General features: G+C 68.6%; 17 protein-coding genes. 9 read left to right on the top strand and 8 right to left on the bottom strand.

What is annotated here, in order from left to right:
• The first annotated feature begins 5 nt into the window (after nucleotides 1-5).
• From G4D83_RS04415 to G4D83_RS04425, 3 genes are all read left to right on the top strand, one after another.
• Nucleotides 6-314, top strand: a complete 309-nt coding sequence (locus G4D83_RS04415; protein ID WP_163863142.1) for a hypothetical protein — start codon at nucleotides 6-8, stop codon at nucleotides 312-314.
• Nucleotides 315-369: 55 nt separating this feature from the next.
• Nucleotides 370-657: a DUF6289 family protein gene (locus G4D83_RS04420; RefSeq protein WP_163863144.1), complete on the top strand. Its 288-nt coding sequence runs from the start codon at nucleotides 370-372 to the stop codon at nucleotides 655-657.
• Between the two features lie 102 nt (nucleotides 658-759).
• Nucleotides 760-1,869 carry a serine hydrolase domain-containing protein gene (locus G4D83_RS04425; RefSeq protein ID WP_163863824.1) on the top strand — a complete coding sequence of 370 codons (1,110 nt, stop codon included), beginning with the start codon at nucleotides 760-762 and terminating at the stop codon, nucleotides 1,867-1,869.
• A 13-nt stretch (nucleotides 1,870-1,882) separates the two neighbouring features.
• On the opposite strand, the gene G4D83_RS04430 is transcribed toward G4D83_RS04425, so the two are convergent.
• Nucleotides 1,883-3,943: a methyl-accepting chemotaxis protein gene (locus G4D83_RS04430; RefSeq protein WP_338041905.1), complete on the bottom strand. Its 2,061-nt coding sequence runs from the start codon at nucleotides 3,941-3,943 to the stop codon at nucleotides 1,883-1,885.
• A 391-nt stretch (nucleotides 3,944-4,334) separates the two neighbouring features.
• Here G4D83_RS04430 and G4D83_RS04435 point away from each other — a divergent pair, with 391 nt between their 5' ends.
• Nucleotides 4,335-4,892, top strand: coding sequence for an ECF-type sigma factor (locus tag G4D83_RS04435; RefSeq protein ID WP_163863146.1), 558 nt, complete (start codon nucleotides 4,335-4,337; stop codon nucleotides 4,890-4,892).
• 19 nt (nucleotides 4,893-4,911) lie between these two features.
• On the opposite strand, the gene G4D83_RS04440 is transcribed toward G4D83_RS04435, so the two are convergent.
• Nucleotides 4,912-5,067, bottom strand: a complete 156-nt coding sequence (locus tag G4D83_RS04440; RefSeq protein WP_240356148.1) for a hypothetical protein — start codon at nucleotides 5,065-5,067, stop codon at nucleotides 4,912-4,914.
• Nucleotides 5,068-5,738: 671 nt separating this feature from the next.
• Between G4D83_RS04440 and G4D83_RS04445 the strand changes: the two genes are divergently transcribed.
• Nucleotides 5,739-7,544: an acyl-CoA dehydrogenase gene (locus G4D83_RS04445; RefSeq protein ID WP_163863148.1), complete on the top strand. Its 1,806-nt coding sequence runs from the start codon at nucleotides 5,739-5,741 to the stop codon at nucleotides 7,542-7,544.
• A 16-nt stretch (nucleotides 7,545-7,560) separates the two neighbouring features.
• Here G4D83_RS04445 and G4D83_RS04450 read toward each other — a convergent pair whose 3' ends face one another.
• Nucleotides 7,561-8,670, bottom strand: coding sequence for a sensor histidine kinase (locus G4D83_RS04450; RefSeq protein ID WP_163863150.1), 1,110 nt, complete (start codon nucleotides 8,668-8,670; stop codon nucleotides 7,561-7,563).
• 228 nt (nucleotides 8,671-8,898) lie between these two features.
• Here G4D83_RS04450 and G4D83_RS04455 point away from each other — a divergent pair, with 228 nt between their 5' ends.
• The 3 genes from G4D83_RS04455 to G4D83_RS04465 all read left to right on the top strand — a co-directional run bounded on the left by G4D83_RS04455 (nucleotide 8,899) and on the right by G4D83_RS04465 (nucleotide 12,182).
• Nucleotides 8,899-9,708, top strand: coding sequence for a hypothetical protein (locus G4D83_RS04455; RefSeq protein WP_163863152.1), 810 nt, complete (start codon nucleotides 8,899-8,901; stop codon nucleotides 9,706-9,708).
• 319 nt (nucleotides 9,709-10,027) lie between these two features.
• Complete coding sequence (locus G4D83_RS45460; protein WP_205522567.1) at nucleotides 10,028-10,759, top strand: RodZ family helix-turn-helix domain-containing protein; 732 nt, start codon at nucleotides 10,028-10,030, stop codon at nucleotides 10,757-10,759.
• A gap of 274 nt (nucleotides 10,760-11,033) precedes the next feature.
• Nucleotides 11,034-12,182, top strand: a complete 1,149-nt coding sequence (locus G4D83_RS04465; RefSeq protein ID WP_338041906.1) for a DUF1615 family protein — start codon at nucleotides 11,034-11,036, stop codon at nucleotides 12,180-12,182.
• Nucleotides 12,183-12,237: 55 nt separating this feature from the next.
• Here G4D83_RS04465 and G4D83_RS04470 read toward each other — a convergent pair whose 3' ends face one another.
• The 4 genes from G4D83_RS04470 to G4D83_RS04485 form a co-directional block, all read right to left on the bottom strand.
• Entirely contained in the window at nucleotides 12,238-13,800 is a 1,563-nt protein-coding gene (locus G4D83_RS04470) for a hypothetical protein (RefSeq protein ID WP_163863156.1), read from the bottom strand.
• Nucleotides 13,801-14,030: 230 nt separating this feature from the next.
• The gene (locus tag G4D83_RS04475) at nucleotides 14,031-15,500 is read right to left on the bottom strand and encodes a M16 family metallopeptidase (protein ID WP_163863158.1); all 1,470 of its coding nucleotides are present in this window, start codon (nucleotides 15,498-15,500) and stop codon (nucleotides 14,031-14,033) included.
• A complete protein-coding gene (locus tag G4D83_RS04480; protein ID WP_163863160.1) occupies nucleotides 15,497-16,906 on the bottom strand; it encodes a M16 family metallopeptidase in 1,410 nt (469 codons plus the stop codon). The genes G4D83_RS04475 and G4D83_RS04480 overlap by 4 nt, the downstream gene beginning before the upstream one ends.
• 529 nt (nucleotides 16,907-17,435) lie before the next feature.
• Nucleotides 17,436-17,768 carry a hypothetical protein gene (locus tag G4D83_RS04485; protein ID WP_163863163.1) on the bottom strand — a complete coding sequence of 111 codons (333 nt, stop codon included), beginning with the start codon at nucleotides 17,766-17,768 and terminating at the stop codon, nucleotides 17,436-17,438.
• A gap of 189 nt (nucleotides 17,769-17,957) precedes the next feature.
• Between G4D83_RS04485 and G4D83_RS04490 the strand changes: the two genes are divergently transcribed.
• Complete coding sequence (locus G4D83_RS04490) at nucleotides 17,958-18,857, top strand: DUF3396 domain-containing protein (protein ID WP_163863164.1); 900 nt, start codon at nucleotides 17,958-17,960, stop codon at nucleotides 18,855-18,857.
• 45 nt (nucleotides 18,858-18,902) lie between these two features.
• Here the strand turns inward: G4D83_RS04490 and G4D83_RS04495 are convergent, their stop codons facing one another.
• Nucleotides 18,903-19,445, bottom strand: a complete 543-nt coding sequence (locus G4D83_RS04495; RefSeq protein ID WP_163863165.1) for a hypothetical protein — start codon at nucleotides 19,443-19,445, stop codon at nucleotides 18,903-18,905.
• Nucleotides 19,446-19,554 lie beyond the last annotated feature (109 nt).

The raw sequence follows: 19,554 nt of genomic DNA on the forward strand, positions 1-19,554 counted from the left end.
GTGCAATGAATCGTCAGACGTGGAGCGGAGCCTTCGTGGTGGCCTTGCTGCTGGCTGGCTGTGGTGGAGGCACGGAGTCCCCGACCTGGGAGGAAGCATCGCCCGCCGGGTCCGAAGTCAATCAGTCGCTCTCCGACCCCTGGACCTGCGACCCCGCCGAATGGTGTCACGTCAGCCAGCACACCCTGGACTGTCCTCCGGGCGCCCCCTACGGGACGGCCCACGCGTGGCCCACTCAGGCGGGCGGCTACTGCACCCAGCGCTTCGCGTGCGGCGCCCATTTCCCCCTCTGCCCCGCCCCCGTCGACCCCTGATCCGGATTACTTTCGCCACGCAGTAGCATCAATCCCCTCACTCATGGAGCGCGACATGAAGCTGCGTCACCACATCGGAGCCTTGCTGGCCGTCGGAGTCCTCTCGGGTTGTGGCGTCACCACGGAGGAGGAGCAGCCCTCCGACGCCAATCAGGTGAGCGCACTCGACCCCTGCGACGGGACGATGCTGTGGGAGTACAACTTCTACAGCGACGCCGCCCATCGCGAGCAGGTGGGCGGAATCATCTGCAAGTGCCGAGGCACCATCGCCACCTGGGGTGACACCTCGACGCCGTATGTCGGGTACTACAGCGGCGCCTGCCCGGCGCAGCCCGAGACCTGAGCCGAGCCACGGTCCTCCCTCGCTCGATGAACCGGGCGAGGGCAGGAGGCGCGAACAAAAGACTTCCGAGACTTTCTCGGAGGTCCCGTGTTCAGGCAGTCCATGCGAAATCTCTACGTGTGTCTGCTGTCCTGCTGGCTGTGCGCCTGTGGTCCCTCTTCGGTACCGGAGGAAGTCACCCCGCCGTCCACCGAGACCCTCACCCAGCAGGACTCCCAGCTCGCGGGCTGGGCGGCCGTGCGCGCGCTGCTCATCCAGCGGTCCGCCTCCGAGGGCGTCCAGGACCTGGGGTTGATGGTGTTCGACAGCAACGACACCCTCGTCTTCCAGCACATGGTCGGCGCCTTCACGCCCACCCAGCGCGTCGCGGTGGCGTCCGCCTCCAAGATGGTCTCCGGCCTGGTGCTGCTCGAGCTCATCAAGCGCGGGCAGCTCAGCCTGGACTCGACGACGGGCACGGTGCTCGGCTGGACGGGGCCCAAGGCCAGCATCACCCTGCGCCACCTGCTCTCGTTCACCTCCGGGATGGTGAGGGACCACGCCTGCACCACCATGCCGACCATCACCCTGGCCACGTGTGTGAACACCCTCTCCACGCTGGCGCCCGTCGCCGCGCCCGGGACGCGCTTCGACTATGGCGGCACGCACCTGCACGTGGCCGCGCGCATGGCGGAGGTCGTCACGGGCAAGACGTGGAACACCCTCTTCAGTGACATCCTCCGCGCGCCGCTGGGCCAGTCCACGGCCGTCACCTACTACTCGCTGCCGCGCCAGAGTCTCGGCACGCAGAACCCGCTCATCGCCGGCGGCCTGCGCGTCACCATGTCCGAGTACGCCGACTTCCTCTCGCTCGCCTTCCACAAGGGCCAGACGCCGACGCTGACCATCGGCACCCCCGCCCTCTTCGACGCCCAGGCGCGCGAGCCGTACCCCAACGTCGTCATCGGCAACTCGCCCATGGCGGCGCTCGGCCTGCCCTTCCACTATGGCCTCACCGCGTGGCTGGAGTGCCTGACGCCCGCGACGGGCTGCACGCGCATCAGCTCCCCGGGCGCCTTCGGCTTCACGCCCTGGTTGGACCGCGACAGCGGCTACTACGCGATTCTCGGCATGGAGCTGAACACCACCGCGGGCGAGGGCGGCATCGTCGACTTCAGCGTGACGCTCGAAAGGGATTTGGCGCCGCTCATCCAGAACGCCCTGTCTCCCTGACGCACGGCGCGCCTCACGCGCCCAGCGAGCCCGACTGGAGCGCCTTCCGCGCCGAGCCGGACATGGTCTCCGCCAGCGTTTGCACCGAGCGCGCCACCTTCTGCGTCTCCTCCACGACGCGCAGGGTCTGCTGCATCTGCCCGGACAGGTCCTGGATGGCCACGGCTATCTGGGACGTGCCCGCGTCCTGCTGGGACACGGCCATGGAAATCTGCCGCACGCTGCCGCTCGTCTCACCGATGATGCCCGCGAGCTTCTGGAGCTGGGAGCCGGAGATTCGCACCGCGTCCAGGCTCACCTTCACCCGCTGCTCGCCCTGCTCGCTCATCTTCGCGGCCTCGCGCATGCTGGTGTTCACCCCCTCCAGCACCTCACGGATGCGCTGCGTGGCGAGGATGGACTGGTCCGCGAGGCTGCGCACCTCGCGCGACACCACCGCGAAGCCCCGGCCATGCTCGCCGCTGCGCGCGGCCTCAATCGCGGCGTTGACGGCCAGCATGTTGGACTGGTCCGCCAGCCCCTTCACCGTGTCGACGATGCCGGAAATCTCCCGCGTGCGAGCATCCAGCGCGAGGATGCGCCGGGCCATCTCCGACACCTCCGCGCGGATGGCCTCCAGGTTCGTCAGCGTCCGGTCGATGGCCGCGCCACCGTCACGGCCCGCCTCCTCCGCGACGACGATGGAGCTGGCGAGCAGCCGCGTCTTGTCCGCCGTCACCAGCGAGCCCTGACGGATTTCCTGCACCGTCTGCTCCAGCTCCTTGAGCGCCGTCGCCTGACGGCTGATGCCCACCGTCTGCTCGTCGCTGGACGTGCGCAACTGCTGCACCACCGTCGCCAGCTCTCCAGCGCCGGTGCCCATGCCCTCGGCCAGCTCCCGCACGTCCTTGCGGCGCGCCTCCAGTTGACGCGTGTGGGACGCCAGCGAGCGCACCACCAGCGTGGAGCGCCGCGCGACGATGCACACCAGCGACACCGTGAGCGCCACGAAGCCCCAGTGAATCTGCGAGCCGTTCTGCTCCATCACCCCGAGCACGGGCAGCGTGCTGAGCACGCACACGAAGGTGAGCGCGCCCAGGCCCGCGACGAAGATGCGCGCATCGGGGCTGCCCTTCCACGCGGCCCCGACCGCGACGATGAGGCAGATGAACAGGCAGGGCAGCGAATAGAAGGTGAAGTACGAGAGGTGCCGGTACACCATCCCCAGGTCCACGAACACCAGCACGCTCTGAATCGTCGCGGGGACCGCGAGCGCGGCCACGCCCCAGCGGAACCAGCGCAGCTCGCCCTCCAGGATGCTGTCGGAGATGAACCACCCCAGGCCCGGCAGGAGGACGTACGCGCCCAGCAACGTGAGCTGGCTGCTCAGCAGATTCGCACCCCAGAGGGACATCAACAGCCCGCTGGAGCCCAGCAGCAACACACCCGAGCCACCGGAGAAGACGGTGAGCGCCACCAGCATCCGCTGCTGTCGCCGTACCAGCGCCGCCACCACGGCGACACCCGCCACCACGAGCAGCAACACACCCATGACGAAGGGCGCCAGCCCCTCGCGCATCGCCCCTGCGGCCAGCTCGGACCGGTGCCCCACCCGGGCCTCCTGCCCCACGCCGATGATGGGCCCGTTGCTCTGGATGCGCAGCAGCACCCGCGAGCCGATGACCGAGGAAGGCAGCGGCACCAGGCTCCACGCCATGGCCTCCACCGACTCGACGCTGGAGGGACGCAGCGTCCCGTTCACGTAGATGCGGCGCCCGTCCGCGTACACCTCGAACGCGTTGGCCACGGTGGCCAGGAAGAGCGCGGGCTCGCCCCACGTCCCGTGCGGCACGGGGATGCTCACCCACAGGAACGTGTTCGACGCGCGTCCCGGCGGCTCATGCGCGGCCTCCATGGGCAGCCAGTCCTCCCGGTCCGCCTCATGCGCCCACGTGGGCACGCCATCCCGCCCCATCGGTGAGTCACCCCAGCGATAGCGCCACCCGCTCTCCAGTCTCACGCTTCCCGCGCCCGAGTCCTCCGCCCGCGCCGACGGAGCGAGCATGAACACGATGAGCAGAAGCCAGGCGAACACCCCCGATGAAACACCTGAGACGAAACAACCCATCGACGCGCGACCCGAACCGCGGAGCAGACTCATGGATGAACACGATGCTCGGGCTTCTGCGACACGAATGTAAACGGGTCTCACCCACCCCGCCTGTCTGCCCACCGCGCATTCCTTTCCCATGTCGATGTTTCAAATGGGATGTATCGAATCGCGAGTGCCCGCTTGAGCGCTCGCGCCGTCCTCTCCCCCTCCGGCCCGATTCGCGGACGTCCACCTCTTTTCCTGGGAACCGGAGATGGTTTCCGCGTGAGGGTCATTTCCCGACCTCTCAAGGATTTCCGACGAATCCGTCGTTAAGGAGGAACGCGGAAGGAAGCGTCCGTGGGGCGACCCGAACCGGGCCGCGGGGGACACCATGAGCACGACGGAGCTGGCGGTCTTGTTGGAGGGTGCACGCGAGGGAGACCTGGGCGCGAGGGACGCGCTGACGGCGGCGACCTATCGCGAGCTGCGGCGGATGGCCCGCACGGCCCACCCCGAGGTCGCCCCCCACAATCCCCTACAGCCCACCGTGCTGCTGCAGGATGCCTGGACGCGGCTGTTCGGGACGGACGCGCTCCAACCCGAGGACCGTCGCCACTTCTTCGGCGTCGCCGTCCAGGCGCTGCGGCGGGTGCTGGTGGACCGGGCCCGCGCCTGGCTCCATCAACGGCGTGACGCGCGGCGGGAGTGGCTGAGCATCCGCCACCTGGACGCGGAGAACCCGGGCCCCGACCTGGAGGTGCTCCAGTTGGAGGGGGCCCTGTCGGAGCTGGAGACATTCCAGCCCCGGCTCGCCCGGCTGGTGGAGCTGCGCTACTTCGCGGGCCTGAGCCTCCACGAGGCAGCGACCGCGCTGGGTGTGTCACAGGCCACGATGAAACGAGACTGGGCCTACGCGCGTGTCTGGTTGACGGAGCGGCTGAGCCACTGAAGACGCGACGCGCGGTGTTTCAGTGCGCGTTGGCCATGCTCTCGAAGGGCCAGGGGCGCGGCGTGACAGGCGTCCCCAGCCACAGGTCCGCGACGTGCTGCGCGAGCGTCCACGGCGCGCCGCCCGCGCGGTTCGTCAGGACGATGACGGTGAGACGCTGATCCGGATACTTCACGATGGCGTTGGTGAAGCCGCACGTCTCGCCGTGAGGTGACAGGCGCTGGTGTTGCTCTGGTCCCTGGGCGCGAGGACGGCTCCGAGCACGGGGCGGGTCATGCGTGGGATGATGGACGAGAACACGCCGCCGTCACGCACGCGTGTTGCCCGGGCGCGACGCCGCACCGCGCAAACCATCCCACGAGAACCTGGGACTCCCCGGTTGAGGGACCCGGCCGTCATGGCAGACGAGCAGACAATCGCTCACTCCATCTGTTGCCCTCCCTGCGGTCGGCGAGGGGGCGAGCCCTCCCCACATGGCATGGACGAAGGTCCAGACCCAACTTCAACCGTCAGACGTGCAAGCGGAAACGGCTGCCTCCAGGGAGCAGGAGCCTGTCATGTGGAGCACATCATCCTCGGCCTGGGCCGAGGGACCTCGGAGACGACGAATCACGGGGCGGCTGCGGCGCCCCGTGGACAGCAGGACACTGGGAGCCGAGACGATGACCTTCGCCGTGTTGGAGGCCCTGGGGGAGCGACACCAGTCGCCACGGGGACCGGGAAAGCGCTGGAAGCGTTCCGCTCTGCGAACGCACCCGGCCCCGGCGCACGAGTCCTGGGACGACGAGGCCGTCGACTTCGAAGACGCCATCGCCTCCTGGTAACGCTCCTGCTAACAACCGGGGGATGACCGCGCCCCGCCCCAATCCGTTGTTGTCGGACCGCGACGTGGACTTCCAGCTCGACGAGGTGGTGCGGGTCGCCGCCCTGTGTGAGCTGCCCGACTTCGCGGAGCACTCCCGAGAGACCTTCGGCCTGCTGCTGGACAGCGCCCGGCGCTTCGCGCGCGAGGTGCTCTACCCCACCTATCGGACGTTCGACCTGGAGCCGCCCACCTTCGAGAAGGGCCGCGTCCACGTCCATCCGCTGATGCGCGAGCTGTACCCGCGGCTGGTGGAGTTGGGGATGCTCACCGCCACCCGGCCTCCGGACGTGGGGGGCCAGCAGCTCCCGCTCACGGTCCACGCGCTGGCCAGCGCCTATCTCATGGCGGCCAACCTGAGCGCGTATGCCTACCTGGGCCTGACGCACGGCGCCGCGCATCTCCTGGAGGCCTTCGGCACGCCGGAGGTGAAGGCGGCCTTCATGGAGCCGCTCTACCGGGGCGAGTGGACGGGCACCATGGCCCTCACCGAGCCGCAGGCGGGCAGCAGCCTCGCGGACGTGCGCACGCGCGCGACGCCGGCGGCGGACGGGTCGTGGCGCATCCAGGGCTCCAAGATTTTCATCAGCGGTGGGGACCAGGACTTCACCGAGAACATCGTGCACCTCACGCTGGCGCGCACAGAAGGCGTGGAGAGTGGCACGCGCGGAATCTCCTTGTTCGCGGTGCCGGCGCGGCGGCGCGAGGGTGACGCGCTGGTGGACAACGACGTCCGCGTGGCTGGCGTCATCCACAAGATTGGCTGGAAGGGCATCCCCAGCCTCGTCCTCAACTATGGCGAGTCGGGTGACTGCCACGGGTGGATGGTGGGACAGCCCGGGCGCGGGCTGGCGTGCATGTTCCAGATGATGAACGAGGCGCGCATCATGGTGGGCCTCAACGGCGTGGCCACCGCGTCGGTGGCGTACCACGAGGCCGTGGCCTACGCGCGCGAGCGTCCCCAGGGGCGGCCCGTGGGAGCCAAGGACGCCACGCGCCCGCAGCACCCCATCATCGAGCACGCGGACGTGCGTCGCATGCTGCTGCGCCAGAAGGCGATTGTCGAAGGCGGCCTCTCGCTGCTGGTGACGGCGGCGTACCAGGCGGACCTCGCGTCGCACGCCACGGACGAGGACACGCGGCGGCGCGCGGGGCTGCTCGTGGATTTGCTGACGCCGGTGGCGAAGACGTTCCCCGCGGAGCGCGGCTTCGAGGCCAACGCGCTCGCGGTGCAGGTGCACGGCGGCTATGGCTACTCCAGCGAGTACCTGCCGGAGGCGTGGCTGAGAGACCAGAAGCTCAACAGCATCCATGAGGGCACCACGGGCATCCAGGGGCTCGACCTGCTGGGGCGCAAGGTGGTGGCCGGTGGTGGCGCGGCGCTGGCGGCCTTCGCGGACGCGGTGGGCAGTACGGTGGAGCGCGCGCGGAGGGCTGGCGTGGAGCCCGCGTGGGGTGAGGCGCTGGAGCAGACCACGGGCGAGGTGGCGGAGCTCGTCGCGGAGCTGGGAGCTCGCGGCGCGGCGGGCGAGGTGGAGTTGATGCTGCGCCACAGCGCGGACTTCCTGGACCTGTTCAGCATGCTCGCGGTGGCGTGGCGGTGGCTGGAGCAGGCCGCGGCGGCGAAGGAGGGCCTCGCGCGAGGCTCGGGCGATGCGGACTTCTACGAGGGCAAGCTGGCCGCCGCGCAGTACTGGTTCGCCGTGGAATTGCCCCGCATCCCCTTGCTGCTTCACCTGTGCCGCACCGGCGAGGACTCCTACGCGCGGATGAAGCCCGAGTGGTTCTAGAGCCCACCGCTGAGCACTATGCGGGTGAGGGAGCAGCGCCTGGCAGCGTGAACGAGAAGGTGCTCCCCTTGCCTGGCTGACTCTCGACCCAGATCCGCCCGCCGTGGGCGTCGACAATGCCCTTGGAGATGGCGAGCCCGAGCCCCAACCCTCTGCGGTCTTCGCGGCGGGCTTGCCAGAAACGCTGGAACACCGCCTCCAATTGTTGGCTCGAGACTCCGGAGCCTGTGTCCTTCACCGCGAAGCGAACACCCTGGCCCGCCGGCTCGAGTCGAAGCGAAATAGTGCCGCCCGCCGGAGTGAACTTGATGGCATTGGTCAGCAGGTTGGCCAGCACCTGAAGGATGCGCTCATGGTCAAGCTTCACCATCAGCCTGTCGCCGCGTATCTCTCCCTCGAGCGAGAGGTCCTGCGCGGAGGCCAGAGGCTGAAACGCCTCGAGAGACTCGCGCACGAGCGCGGTCGCATCCTGCACCGTGGGGTCGACGCGGAGGATGCCCGCCTCCATGCTGACGACATCCAGCAGGTCTTCAATCAGCCGGGTCAGTCGCGCGGTGAAACGCTGGATTCTCTCCACGGCGTGGACCGTCTTTCCGCCCGCCTCGTCTTCGGCGGCATCCCGCTTGAGCACGGTCGCTTGCAAGGCGATGCCCCCGAGCAGCGTGCGCGAGTCGTGGCTGACCATCGCCATGAAGTGGTCCCGCGCCGCCAGTCCATCATCGGCGCGTGCCCGCTCTATCAGCAGCCGGGCGTTGGTCTCCTCTCGTTCCGTGTGAAGGAGGGCGGCCAGGGCGCGCTGGCGCTCCACGCGTTCGTCTCGCAGCTCTTCGTCCGCGGTCTCACGCTCCCCGAGCAAGGCAGCATCCTCATGTGCCCGCTCCCGCGAAACGCTCTGCCGCGCGGAGATGGGCGTCCACGACCGGGCCATCCTCGCATCCGCGTTTTCGCGGGTCGCGCGGAGGACTTCGTCAGCTCTCGCGCGGGCCGTTTCGACGGCGGTATCCGCCTCCGTCTCAATCACGGCCTGCCTGTTGCTGTATTCGTCGTCGGACTTCTCCCGCTCCACGCGCAGGCTTTCATCCGTGTCGTCGCGTTCAGGTCGCGATTTCTTGTCCCGCGTGGCCATGGAGAAAGTCCCCTTCCTTGGAGCGCCCGCTGTGGGAAAGGTAATACCCAGGGAGCAGCCCACGTCGGGGCGCCGCTCGTGCGTGGCGGCGCTCCCCAGACGGCAGCCTGTCACCCAGCCAGTCCAGGAGGAGGGGTCCGCCTGCTCGCCCGCCCTCCTGGAGTCGATTGCTCGCCTGCCCGCTACGATTCCGCTGCATAAATCGTTGGTGCTCGTAAGATGTACCCTGTGACGGTTTCCTTCCACCTGTGTCAGCCCGGTGGAGGCGCCTCGTGCGGCGCCTGCTGTGGCCTCTACAACTTCAAGGACCACTCCCGCATCGCGCTGACGGAGCAGCTCGCGATGCAAACGGAGCGGCTGCGTCGAGCGCCGATGGAGCCGGAGGCCTGGCACGCGGCGGCGAAGGAGCTGGTGGCCGCGCGACGGGCGGCGCCGATGTTCGACGCCGTCCGGGTGTGTCCGCTGCTGGGCTTCCTGGACCGGGAGCGCAAGCAGGTGGGGTGTCTGGGTCATCCGAAGGTGACGGGAGGCGCGGACCTGCGGGACTGCGGCGTCTATCGCTCATCCGTGTGCGAGACCTTCACGTGCCCGTCCTTCGGCTGGCTCACGGACGCGCAGGCGAAGCTGGTGCTGGCCGCGTGCGCGGACTGGTATCTGTATGGACTGGTCATCACCGACGTGGAGTTCGTGCGCGGTTGCCTGCGGCTGCTGGAGTGGGAGCTGGCGGGCCCGGCGAAGCCGGAGCGGATGGTGGAGAAGCCGGACGTGCTCGCGGCGGTGCGGCGGCTGTTCGCGCTGAAGGAGACGGCGCCCCGGAGAGACCCGAACGCGGCGGTCTTCGGGCGCTTCACGCGAGACACGGAGGGTGAGCCGGTGCCGCGCATGCTCGACTACATGAAGCTGGGCGTGCGGGCGGCACCCGAGGACGACGTGGTGCTGTGCCTGGGGTACACGCCCGCCGACGCCACGGAGTTGATGGCCTCGCGTGAGCTGGTGCGCTCGCACGTGAAGGCCGTGGCCCGCGCGCTTTCGGCCTGAGCAACGCGGGGCCGCGCTCCGGCGAGCAGGCAACCGAGCCACACGGTTCCTCGGCCGCCTGGTGTACAGCCATGTCGAACCCTCACGAGCGCTCAGGCCCATGCCCTGGTTGATAGGAGCACGCCCCTTGCACAGATCTCCTGGCACGTAACGCGGAATGGGTACGCGAGGTGACTGGATGGGCAGGCGATGGGCGTGGGTGGGAATGTTGGGTCTCTGCGCGTGGGTGTCCGGGTGTGCCGAGAGGCAAGGGCAGGAGCCCGTCGATAGCGCTCGGTCCGTGAGTGGACAGTCGGAGCAGGAGGTACCGCCGCCGAACATGGCGGGTGGCGTCGCGGGACAGACGGACTCCACCGCGGCGCAGCGCAACGCAGTGAACACGGGCAGCGCACGGGCTCCGGGCAACACAGCGGTGGGCAACACCAGCAATGCACCGGGCACCGGCAACACGGCGACAAGCAACACCGGCAACACCACTGGCAACACGGCGGCGAGGAACACCGGCAACGCGGCGACCAACAACACCGGTAATGCACAGGGCACTGGCAACACCGCAGCCGGCAACACCGGCAATGCCGCGAGGAGCACCGGCAACGCAGCAGCCGGCAACACCGGCACCAGCACCACCGCATCCGGCGCTACGGCCAGCACCACCGCCACGGGCAGCGCGGCGACCCAGGCTCCCGGGGCCGGCAGGGTGATGATCGGCACCGAAGCAGTCCAGGCAAGCGACGACGAGGACTGGTTCAAGGGCGCCGCGCGCGCAGCACAAGCCGCGCTCCCGGAGAACACCTCGAACCACTCGCTCGAGGACGTGGTCATCGCCTCCAGCGCGGTGAGCGGCAGGGTCACCCGCGTGGGCCGCGACACCATCACCGTGCGCGACCGAGAGGGCAGCGACTACGTGCTGACGCTCGACAACCGCAGCCAGGGTGTCCGCCAGGGACGCCGCGTCTCACTGCGCCAGCTCCAGGAGGGCACGCCCGTGCGCGCGCGCTTCGTCCTCATGGGCGGACGTTCCGTGGCGCGCGACGTGAGCATCCGCCGCTGAGCCAGGACTCCCTCCGCCACCCGGGGCAAGGTAGGATGACGCCCCGAGTCACGGAGTGAATGGGCCCGCTGCCCCGCCGTCGAGGAACACGGCGGCGGGACGATGTCACCGTGCCGGCTGTTCCACCGTCGAACCTCGGTGGAACCTCGTGTCGTGCCCGGAGGCAAAGCGGATGGATGACCCAGGCCCAGGTGGAACCGGAACGCGGCGGCGCGGACCTGGACGCGTCGCCTGGGCCCTGGTCTGCGCGCTCGTCGCATGCACCCCTCGAGGCGTGGGCACGCCCGAGCCCACCGTGCCTCCCCCTCCGCGTCTCACCGTGCAGCAGGTCACCCAGCTCCTCCCACCCCACGTGAAGGAGCGCGAGGGCTGGGCCCGGGACGTGCTCGCCGCGCTGGAGGCGGAGGACGTGCCGCCATCCCCATCAACCGTGTGCTCCGTCCTCGCCGTCATCGAACAGGAATCCGGCTTCCAGTCGGACCCGGCGGTGCCGAACCTGTCGCGCATGGTCCGCACGCGACTGGAGGAGCACGCGGACACGCTGGGCCCGCTGGGCCACAAGGCGCTGGCCTCGGTGCTCGCGGGCAAGGCGGCAGGACAGAAGCGCACCTTCGATGACCGGCTGCGCACCGTGCGCACGGAACGGGACCTGGACCGCCTCTTCCGCGACATGCTCGCGTACTACGAGGCCGAGTACCCCACGACCTTCGCGACGATGAACCTGGCCAGCGCCCTGTTCTCCTCGCGGCGTCTGGAGGACCTCAACCCCGTCACCACCGCGGGCTCCATGCAGGTGAGCGTCCGGTACGCGGTGGAGAAGGAAGGCGAGGACGCGGACCCGGTGAAGGTGCGCGAGTCGCTGTACACGCGCGCGGGCGGAGTGCGCTTCGGCACGGCGCGGCTGCTCGGCTTCGAGGCCGCCTATCCCCAGCCCCTCTTCCGCTTCGCGGACTACAACGCCGGCGTCTACGCCTCGCGCAACGCCGCGCTCCAGGCCCAGGTGAGCCAGCTCACCCGCGTGTCCCTCGTCCTCGACGGAGACCTGCAACTCTATGACAAGAACGGCGACCCTCGCTCCGAGGACAGCAAGTCCCTGGCGGCGCTGCTCGCCTTCCGTCGAGACCACGCCCCGGAGCTGAGCGAGCGGCAGGTCCGCCGCGACGTGAAGAAGGAGAAGGAAGAAGCCTTCGAGTCCACGGAGACCTTCCGCGCGGTGAAGCGCGTGTACGCGAACCAGACGGGAGAATCCCCCGCCTACGCCCAGCTCCCGCAGGTGACGCTCCAGAGCCCCAAGCTGAAGGGAGAGCGCACCACGGCGTGGTTCGCGCGCTCGGTGGATGCACGCTTCCAGAAGTGCCAGGGCCGCTACCGCGCGCTGACGAAGCCGCCCGCCACGCCCCGGAACACCGCCCGCCCCAAGTGACAGCCCCGGCGTCACGACGAACGCCGGGGCCCGACACACCCTCAGCCGTCCCGCCTCACCGCACGGAGAAGAAGGAGCTGAAGGCGGAGGCGGAGCGGGAAGGCACCGTCTCCAGTGAGCGGAGCGGGTGATGCTCCACGTCCCAGTGGGGTGCCTCGATGGCGGTCACCCGCACGAAGTAGTTCTGGGCCCCCGACTCCAGCTTGCCGGGCGGCAGCCGCACGTCCCGAACCGAGCCGGGGACGTAGATGGCCCCCAGGTTCAGCATGGCACCCCACTCAGGGAGGAACTGCCTGACCGACACCTCGTAGGCCGTGGGCCTGCCGACGGCCGGAGGGACCCAGGAAATCACCGGCTGGAGAGAACCCACCTCGTACGGAGCGCTGGCTGACTTCCGGTCGATGCGCAAGGAGCGCGGCGGCGACAGCTTCGGAACCATCGGCCCCGACACGAGGTCCTCCAGCAGCTCGGTGGAGATATAGCCTCCGCTCAGATTGATGAAACGCGTCGGGTCGCTCTGCAACTGTGACGGATAGACATAGCTGTAGAGCAACTGGCCCACCACGCCCCAGTCCAACGGATACGGGTTGCCGAACCGCAGGCGGGCCGTGAAGTCAGTCGCGGCTCCCCGAGGCATGTCCATCCAGAGCAACTCACCCGCGTAACCAAGCCAACCATCCGCCAGTCCGCGGGGAGCGGGCACGACTCCGAACGAGGCCATGAAGGGAGTGGCGCGTGGGTGCCCCTCCACGGCCAGGCGAGCGAACTCGGACAGGCGCCAATCGACAGCGACCTCCGTGGGAGCAAGCGGTTGGAGCACCGCGGTGATGGGCAGGGGCGTCTCCCAATCCGGCACGAAGTCGAAGGGCTCCAATCGCACGGAACGCTCCACGGCGACGTACCCGACCTCCGTCCCATCGGGCATCCTCCCCGCGATGGACTCATTGAGCTGATTCACATACAGCCGGTCCCCGCGGTCCGCCTCGAAGACGGGAAACCGGGTGGAGGTGTAGCTCACCAGCCCCGCCTCATCCGTGACGATGGAGGTCGCCCCCTCGGGAACCCTGTCGTAGACCTCCAGTCCGCCCATCACCTCCACCTCCGAGGAGACCGCCTGGAGACTGGAGCCGAGGTGGAGTTCGTCGGCCCACTCGACCCAGGGTGAAAGGTTTTGCAAGTCCAACTGGACGGGGGTCCAGTCGACCTCCGTGTAGACGGCGTCCGAGCGCCCCCACTGGTTCGCGCCGATGTCCACGTGACGCGCGGACGTGAGGATGTCGACCATGTTGAGGGGGTCCGCGCGCAGGTAGTACTCCCCTCGTGGCACCCCCGTGAATCGCCAGCCGCCCGGCACCGCGGAGCCGGTGATGAGCGAGAACCGGGCCCCGTCATGCACGTAGATTTCAGGAGGACTCTCCGACAGGTCCTCGACGCGCTCGGCGATGCCCACCGACGTGTGGAAGCGCGTGGTCTTCGTCACCAGCACCGTGTCATCGGCGAGCAGCGTCTGGCCTGTCGCCTGGGAATCCTTCTCGACGAAGGACGTTCCACTCTCACACCCCGCCAGCCACACGACACACGTCGTGCCCAGCAGGGAAGACATCCGCAGCAGCTTCATGAAAGACCACCTGTCGCAGGAGAAGTGATGCGCCTGGACCGTTACCACGGCACGCAATCCTGGCCGGCCGACAGGCCTTCACCGCGCAAGTATTCGAGGACCCCGCGAGACATCTCAAGGCTTCATGCGTTGAGCGCGAGCAGGACGCGTGTCCCGCTCGACAGCAGACACACGAAGGCCCCGGCGTCACGAAGAACACCGGGGCCCGGTTGACGCGCGAAAGCCAGCCTTCAGCGTTTGGCGGGCGCGGGCGGCGGGGCGAAGCGCTTGTCCGAAATCTTCATCTCCGTGACGGTGCCGTACTTGCGAGCCATCTCCCGGATGGCGGAGGCCTTGCCGATGAGGACGAAGGTGAGGTTCTCCGGGGCGGGCAGCACGCGCTGGATGACGGTGCCCACGCCCTCGCAGGTGGTGGCCGTCACGGCGGTGGCGAAGCCATCCACGTCGGTGGCGTCCAGGCCGTAGAAGGCCAGCTCCGAAAGCTTGTCCGCCACCTGGGCGCCCGTCTCCAGCCGGGGCGGGAATTGGCCCAGCACGTAGGACTTGGCGGACGCCAGCATGGCGTCATCCATGGTGGACTTGCGGTAGCGGGTGAAGACATCCAGCGCCATGTCGATGGCCTTGTCTGTCTTGTCCGTCTGGGTGAAGGAGCTGATGACGAACGGGCCGGGGTGGGCGCTCGGGGAGAAGCCGGAGCGGGCGCCGTAGGTGAGGCCGGACTTCACGCGCAGCTCCGTGTTGAGCAGCGAGGTGAAGCGTCCGCCGAGCACCGTGTTCGCCAGGTTGGCGGTGACGCGGTCCGGGTCGTTCCGCGCGATGCCCGTGTTGCCGATGGAGAAGTACGTCTGGGTGGCGTCGGGCTTGTCCACCAGGAGGACGCGGCGGCCCTTGGAGACGGTGGTGGCGGCGACCTCCGGGGCGGGGCTGGCCGCGCGGGCCCAGCCGCCGAGCGCGGCCTCCAGCTTCGCGGCGAGCGCCTTGCTGTCGAAGTCACCGACGACGGAGAGGATGAGCCTGTCACCGCCGAGCTGGCTCTTGGCGTAGGCGAGCACGTCATCGCGGGTGAGGCCCGGCAGGGAGGCCTCGGTGCCGTCCACGGGCGTGCCGTAGGGGTGGCCCGCGAACTGGAAGGCCTCGAAGTAGGTGTTGATGAGGCCGCGCGGGTCACCGTCCTTGGCGGCGGTGATTTCGGAGGCCATGCGCGAGCGCGTCTTCTCCAGCTCCTCCTGGGCGAAGCGCGGGCGGGTGAGCAGGTCCGCGAGCAGCTCCACCATCAGCACGCTGTCGCGGGACATGAACTGGCCGCTGACGACCAGGTTCTCCAGCTCGGCGCTCGTCTCCAGCACGCCGCCGACGCCGTCCACCGCCTCGGCGAACTGGCGCGCGTCACGCGAGCCCGCGCCCTTCTGGAGCAGCTCCGCGGTGAGGGCGGCCAGGCCCTCCTTGCCCGCGGGGTCCGCGAGCGCGCCGCCGCGCAGCCACGCGCTGAAGGCGACGAGCGGCACGTCCTTGCGCTCCACCAGCAGCACGCGCGCGCCGTTCTTCAGCGTGACGGTGGTGGGCTTGGGGAGCGTGACGCCCTGGGGCGCCGCGGGGGTGGTGGACGGAGGCATGGACGGAGTGGCGCCCTGGGCGGCGGCGGAGCCCGAGGAGAGCAGGATGGCGGCGAGGACGGTCTTCCAGGTGGGGGGGGCAATCATCGCGCGGCCTCCTTGCGGGTGGCGGGGGTGGCGGTGTCAGCGGCCTCGGTGGGGACGAGCCAGCCGACGGTACGATGCTCGGGAACGAAGATGCGGGCGGCGACCTTGCGGATGTCGTCACGGGTGACGCGCTCGAAGCGGGCGGGGGAATCGAAGACCTTGCGGTAGTCACCGCGGAAGACCTCGGACGAGCCGAGCGCATAGGCGCGGCCGTTGATGGTCTCCAGCGAGCGCCAGAAGTTGGCGAGGGTGATGTTGCGAGCCTTGCGCAGCTCCGCGTCGGTGACGCCGTCCTTCACCACGCGCGCCAGCTCCTCGGTGATGAGGGCCTCGGCGCGAGACAGGTCACCCCCGGTGGGGAGGTCGGCGGTGAGCCAGACGAGGCTCGGGTCGAAGCCGGGCGAGTACATGGTGCTGGCGCGGATGGCGACGCGCTCTTCTTCGACGAGGCGCCGGTGGAGGCGGGAGGAGTCGCCATCGCCGAGGATGTTGAGCAGGAGGGTGAGGGCTTCCTGGTCCGCGTCCTTGCCGGACATGCCGTGGTAGGCAATCTGGAGGAGCGGGGACTGGGAGACCTTCTTCACCACGACGCGGCGCTCGCCCTGCTGCTCGGGCTCCAGGGTGCGGACAGGCTCGGGAGCGGGCTGGGCGGGGATGGGCTCGAGGTACTTCTCGACGAGCGTGAAGATTTCAGCGGGCGTGACGGCGCCGGTGAAGATGAGCGTGCCGTTGTTGGGCGCGTAGTAGGTCTTGAAGTAGCGCTGGAGGTCTTCGATTCGCCACGACTCGATGTCGGAGGGCCAGCCGATGACGGGGAACTGGTACGGGTGGGCGACGAAGGCGGTGGCCTGGACCTGCTCGATGAGCGCGCCCATGTTGTTGTTGTCCACGCTGGAGCGGCGCTCCGAGTAGACGACGCCGCGCTCGGACTCGATGACCTTGGGGTCGAAGGCGAGGTGCTGGAGCCGGTCGGCCTCGAGTTGGAAGATGATGTCGAGCGCGGAGCGAGGGAACCAGTCCTGGTAGACGGTGACGTCCTCGGAGGTGAAGGCGTTGTTGGAGCCGCCGTTGGCCTCCATGACGCGGTCGAACTCACCGGGGCCGAACTTCTTGGCGCCGTTGAACATCATGTGTTCGAAGAAGTGGGACAGGCCGGTGATGCCTGGGTATTCGTTGCGGCTGCCGACGCGGAACCAGTTGTAGAGGGCGACATTGGGGATGTCGTGGTCGGGCCAGACGATGACCTTGAGACCGTTCTTGAAGGTGCGGGTCTCGACGTTGGCGCCGAGCTTCTGGGTGGACGTGGCGGCGGGCTTGGAGGCCGCCTTGCCTTGCGCCTGGGCGTCGGCGGCGGGAGCCACCAGCAGCGCCAGGCACGACGTCCAGAGGAGGGACTGACGGAACATCCGTGCTCCTGTCGAAGAGGAAGACGCCCACGAACGGGCGGCGGCGCACGATATTCCAGTTTCAGCCCCCCGTACCTACCTCGGAGGGCAGGCGGAGCTCAGGCCCCGAGCACGCCGCGGCGCGTCCACCGGAACTGGGCATGGGCTACCTTCGCACATACCCACGGTGCAGGAGCCCTCGCCACCAGGTCCAAGGGTTCATTCACGCCCCATGTCCTCGACAAGTCACGTCTCCCCTACTCTCGAGCCGCCCGCTTCTCGCTGGCTGTGCGTGGCATCCCTCTCCTTGCTCCTCGCTGGCTGCGCGACGACACCCGCTCAGCGAGCAAGCAGCTATCGCTTCGACACGGTCTCGAACACCTGCCGTCAACAGACGCAGACCTGTGTCGCCCTTGCCGGGAAGGACTTCATCCAGGCACCGGGACATGCCGCGGCCACACTGGGAGCCTCGCTTCATGAAGCGCTTCGGATTCTGGACGGAGGGACGAAGGCCCGCATCGAAGAGGCACTCGTGAGGTGTGCGGACCAGTCACGCTCGCAAGTCTTCCTGGCGCATCGCGAGGAGTTCGCGGGTCCGATACCCACGCGAGAGGAGTGCAAGCAACTGGTACGAGACGCCTCGGGCAGGAGCCTGAGCCGGGCCATGCTGCTCGGGATGGAGATGCACGAAGAAGCGCTGCGCTGTGCCGAAGCTGCGCTGACGCATTTGCGCCCGGGGGGCTTCAGCCTGGAGCCCTGCTATCGCCATGACACGAACACCGGCACGACGAAGGTAATCACCGAGGCGGACATCCAGGCGCTGAAGCAATCCGGGAATGGAGGTGAGCTTCATGGGACGCTCGTTCCCGATGTCGTCATCCATGCGGGCCACCCCGGGCAGGCGCAAGCCGTCTACGACTTCAAGTTCCCATGCACCAACGTCGACGAAGCTCCCCCCCTGGCGCAAATACCCGAAGGGGCACTGCCATCAAGGCCTCCACCAAGGAGAGCTGTATGAGCAGACGCTCGGAGTACGCCCGTTGCGCATCGTCCCTCGACTCGGAATCGTCCGATGACTGAGCATCCACCCCGCCTCCGCGTTCGCGCGGCAAGTGGCGCCCTCCTGATTCGGGACTCGCTCCACATCCACTTCTACATGCGCCGCCCCCATGCGGAGGTGGCCCCCGCCGTCCTGCGCGCATTGGAGTGTTATCGACGCGTCGTTCCTGAGGGCGCACTGAGCCGCTACGACGAAGAGGCGGGAGATTGGGAGCCCGTTGACCAGGCAGCAGTCTGGGACAGCATTCGAGACGAACTTCTTGAGCCCCATGGCGCGGTCCTGGACCTTCGGGACGCCACGGGTGAGAAGCGGTATCGCTTCGACTATCGCGGTCGTCGACCAACGACCAGTGCCACGTCGGACACGGTATGCGTGGTGAGCTTCTGGCTTCCCACGGAGTATCTGGAGGAGGCGGGCCCCGAGGCCCTACGAACGCTGGTGCTGGAGCTGGCCGAGCCCCTCCCCTTCAACTCCGGGCACGCGGGGCTCGCCTTCAACTGCGACATGGACCTGGTGGGAATCGAGGCCGAGGTCTGGAAGTGGTGCCGCGGATATCCTGGGATGGACCTCCCTCGGATGGACCGGCTTGCCTGGCAGCTCGGAACGAGAATCAGCACGGTTTCCTGGATGACGCTCCTGGGAGAGCCGGTACTGAGCGCGGCAGGAGGCGCGGTGGAACTCCGTGAGCAACTGCGCTCGACCGGGGCCACCGTGTTGGATTTGAGCAACGAGCGAGTCGCCATCGTGCTCTCTCCAGAGCCCGAGGCAGGAGACACGGAGCACGGCGCCGTGCCGTCTGCGTATCGGAAGCTCGCCACCACACTGGAGCCTTGGCTCTTTCACGAACAGCAACTCACGGGCGCCGAGCACGCCGCGGAGCTGCGCCGCTGGGAACGCCGCTTCATCGATTGAAGACAAGCCAGGGCGCCCCACGTTCAGGGGCGCCCCTCCTCCAACTCAGGCCCCGAGCACGCCGCGGAGCACGTCCTGGAAGTAGTTGATGCTTCCGACGTGCGTCTGGTGGTGCTTCGCGGACTGGTAGAGGCGGTGGATGACGGCCTCGAACTCGTCCTTGCTCACGTCGCGCAGGGACATGTAGAGGCGCGCGGCGCCCTGGAGGTGCGAAAACAGGGGATTGCGGTCCGTGCCGTCCGGGCGCCGGGCGAGGTGGCGGTAGAGCCGCTCGAACTCCTGGTCGGTCTCCGTGTTGCGCACGGCGCGGCAGTAGCCGGCGGCGGTCGCCTCGATGAGGATGAAGAACGGGTGGTACTCGGGGGGCGGAGTCTTCACGAAGCTGGGCGGCTTCTTGTCACCGGTCCACAGCTTGGAGATGGGCTGGAGGGTGACATGCGTCGTCACCTCACCGGCCCGCACCAGGGCGCGAGCGCCGACGGGAACCACGTGCTTCTGGTCTTCCCACTCCACGGCGACAAACAGCCGGTCCGGAGCGTCCACCCTCACGCCCGCCTTCTCCAGCTCCGCCACTGCATTCGCGTCCATCGCTTTTCACGCCTCCGAGTCCCCTCTCTACCCCGCCCCGGGCCCCTAGTGCACCCCGCTTCGCACGAAGACGCCCGCTCGCCTCTCCGCGAGCCGTCGGGCCGTGTGA

Source organism: Myxococcus eversor (genome assembly GCF_010894455.1).
GTDB lineage: Bacteria > Myxococcota > Myxococcia > Myxococcales > Myxococcaceae > Myxococcus > Myxococcus eversor.

Excerpts from the sequence above, each read along its gene's own strand:
- G4D83_RS04415 (WP_163863142.1), top strand. The coding sequence starts at position 6 with ATGAATCGTCAGACGTGGAGCGGAGCCTTCGTGGTGGCCTTGCTGCTG.
- G4D83_RS04420 (WP_163863144.1), top strand. The coding sequence starts at position 370 with ATGAAGCTGCGTCACCACATCGGAGCCTTGCTGGCCGTCGGAGTCCTC.
- G4D83_RS04425 (WP_163863824.1), top strand. The coding sequence starts at position 760 with ATGCGAAATCTCTACGTGTGTCTGCTGTCCTGCTGGCTGTGCGCCTGT.
- G4D83_RS04435 (WP_163863146.1), top strand. The coding sequence starts at position 4,335 with ATGAGCACGACGGAGCTGGCGGTCTTGTTGGAGGGTGCACGCGAGGGA.
- G4D83_RS04445 (WP_163863148.1), top strand. The coding sequence starts at position 5,739 with ATGACCGCGCCCCGCCCCAATCCGTTGTTGTCGGACCGCGACGTGGAC.
- G4D83_RS04450 (WP_163863150.1), bottom strand. The coding sequence starts at position 8,670 with ATGGCCACGCGGGACAAGAAATCGCGACCTGAACGCGACGACACGGAT.
- G4D83_RS45460 (WP_205522567.1), top strand. The coding sequence starts at position 10,028 with ATGGCGGGTGGCGTCGCGGGACAGACGGACTCCACCGCGGCGCAGCGC.
- G4D83_RS04470 (WP_163863156.1), bottom strand. The coding sequence starts at position 13,800 with ATGAAGCTGCTGCGGATGTCTTCCCTGCTGGGCACGACGTGTGTCGTG.
- G4D83_RS04475 (WP_163863158.1), bottom strand. The coding sequence starts at position 15,500 with ATGATTGCCCCCCCCACCTGGAAGACCGTCCTCGCCGCCATCCTGCTC.
- G4D83_RS04480 (WP_163863160.1), bottom strand. The coding sequence starts at position 16,906 with ATGTTCCGTCAGTCCCTCCTCTGGACGTCGTGCCTGGCGCTGCTGGTG.
- G4D83_RS04485 (WP_163863163.1), bottom strand. The coding sequence starts at position 17,768 with ATGGATGACGACATCGGGAACGAGCGTCCCATGAAGCTCACCTCCATT.
- G4D83_RS04490 (WP_163863164.1), top strand. The coding sequence starts at position 17,958 with ATGACTGAGCATCCACCCCGCCTCCGCGTTCGCGCGGCAAGTGGCGCC.
- G4D83_RS04495 (WP_163863165.1), bottom strand. The coding sequence starts at position 19,445 with ATGGACGCGAATGCAGTGGCGGAGCTGGAGAAGGCGGGCGTGAGGGTG.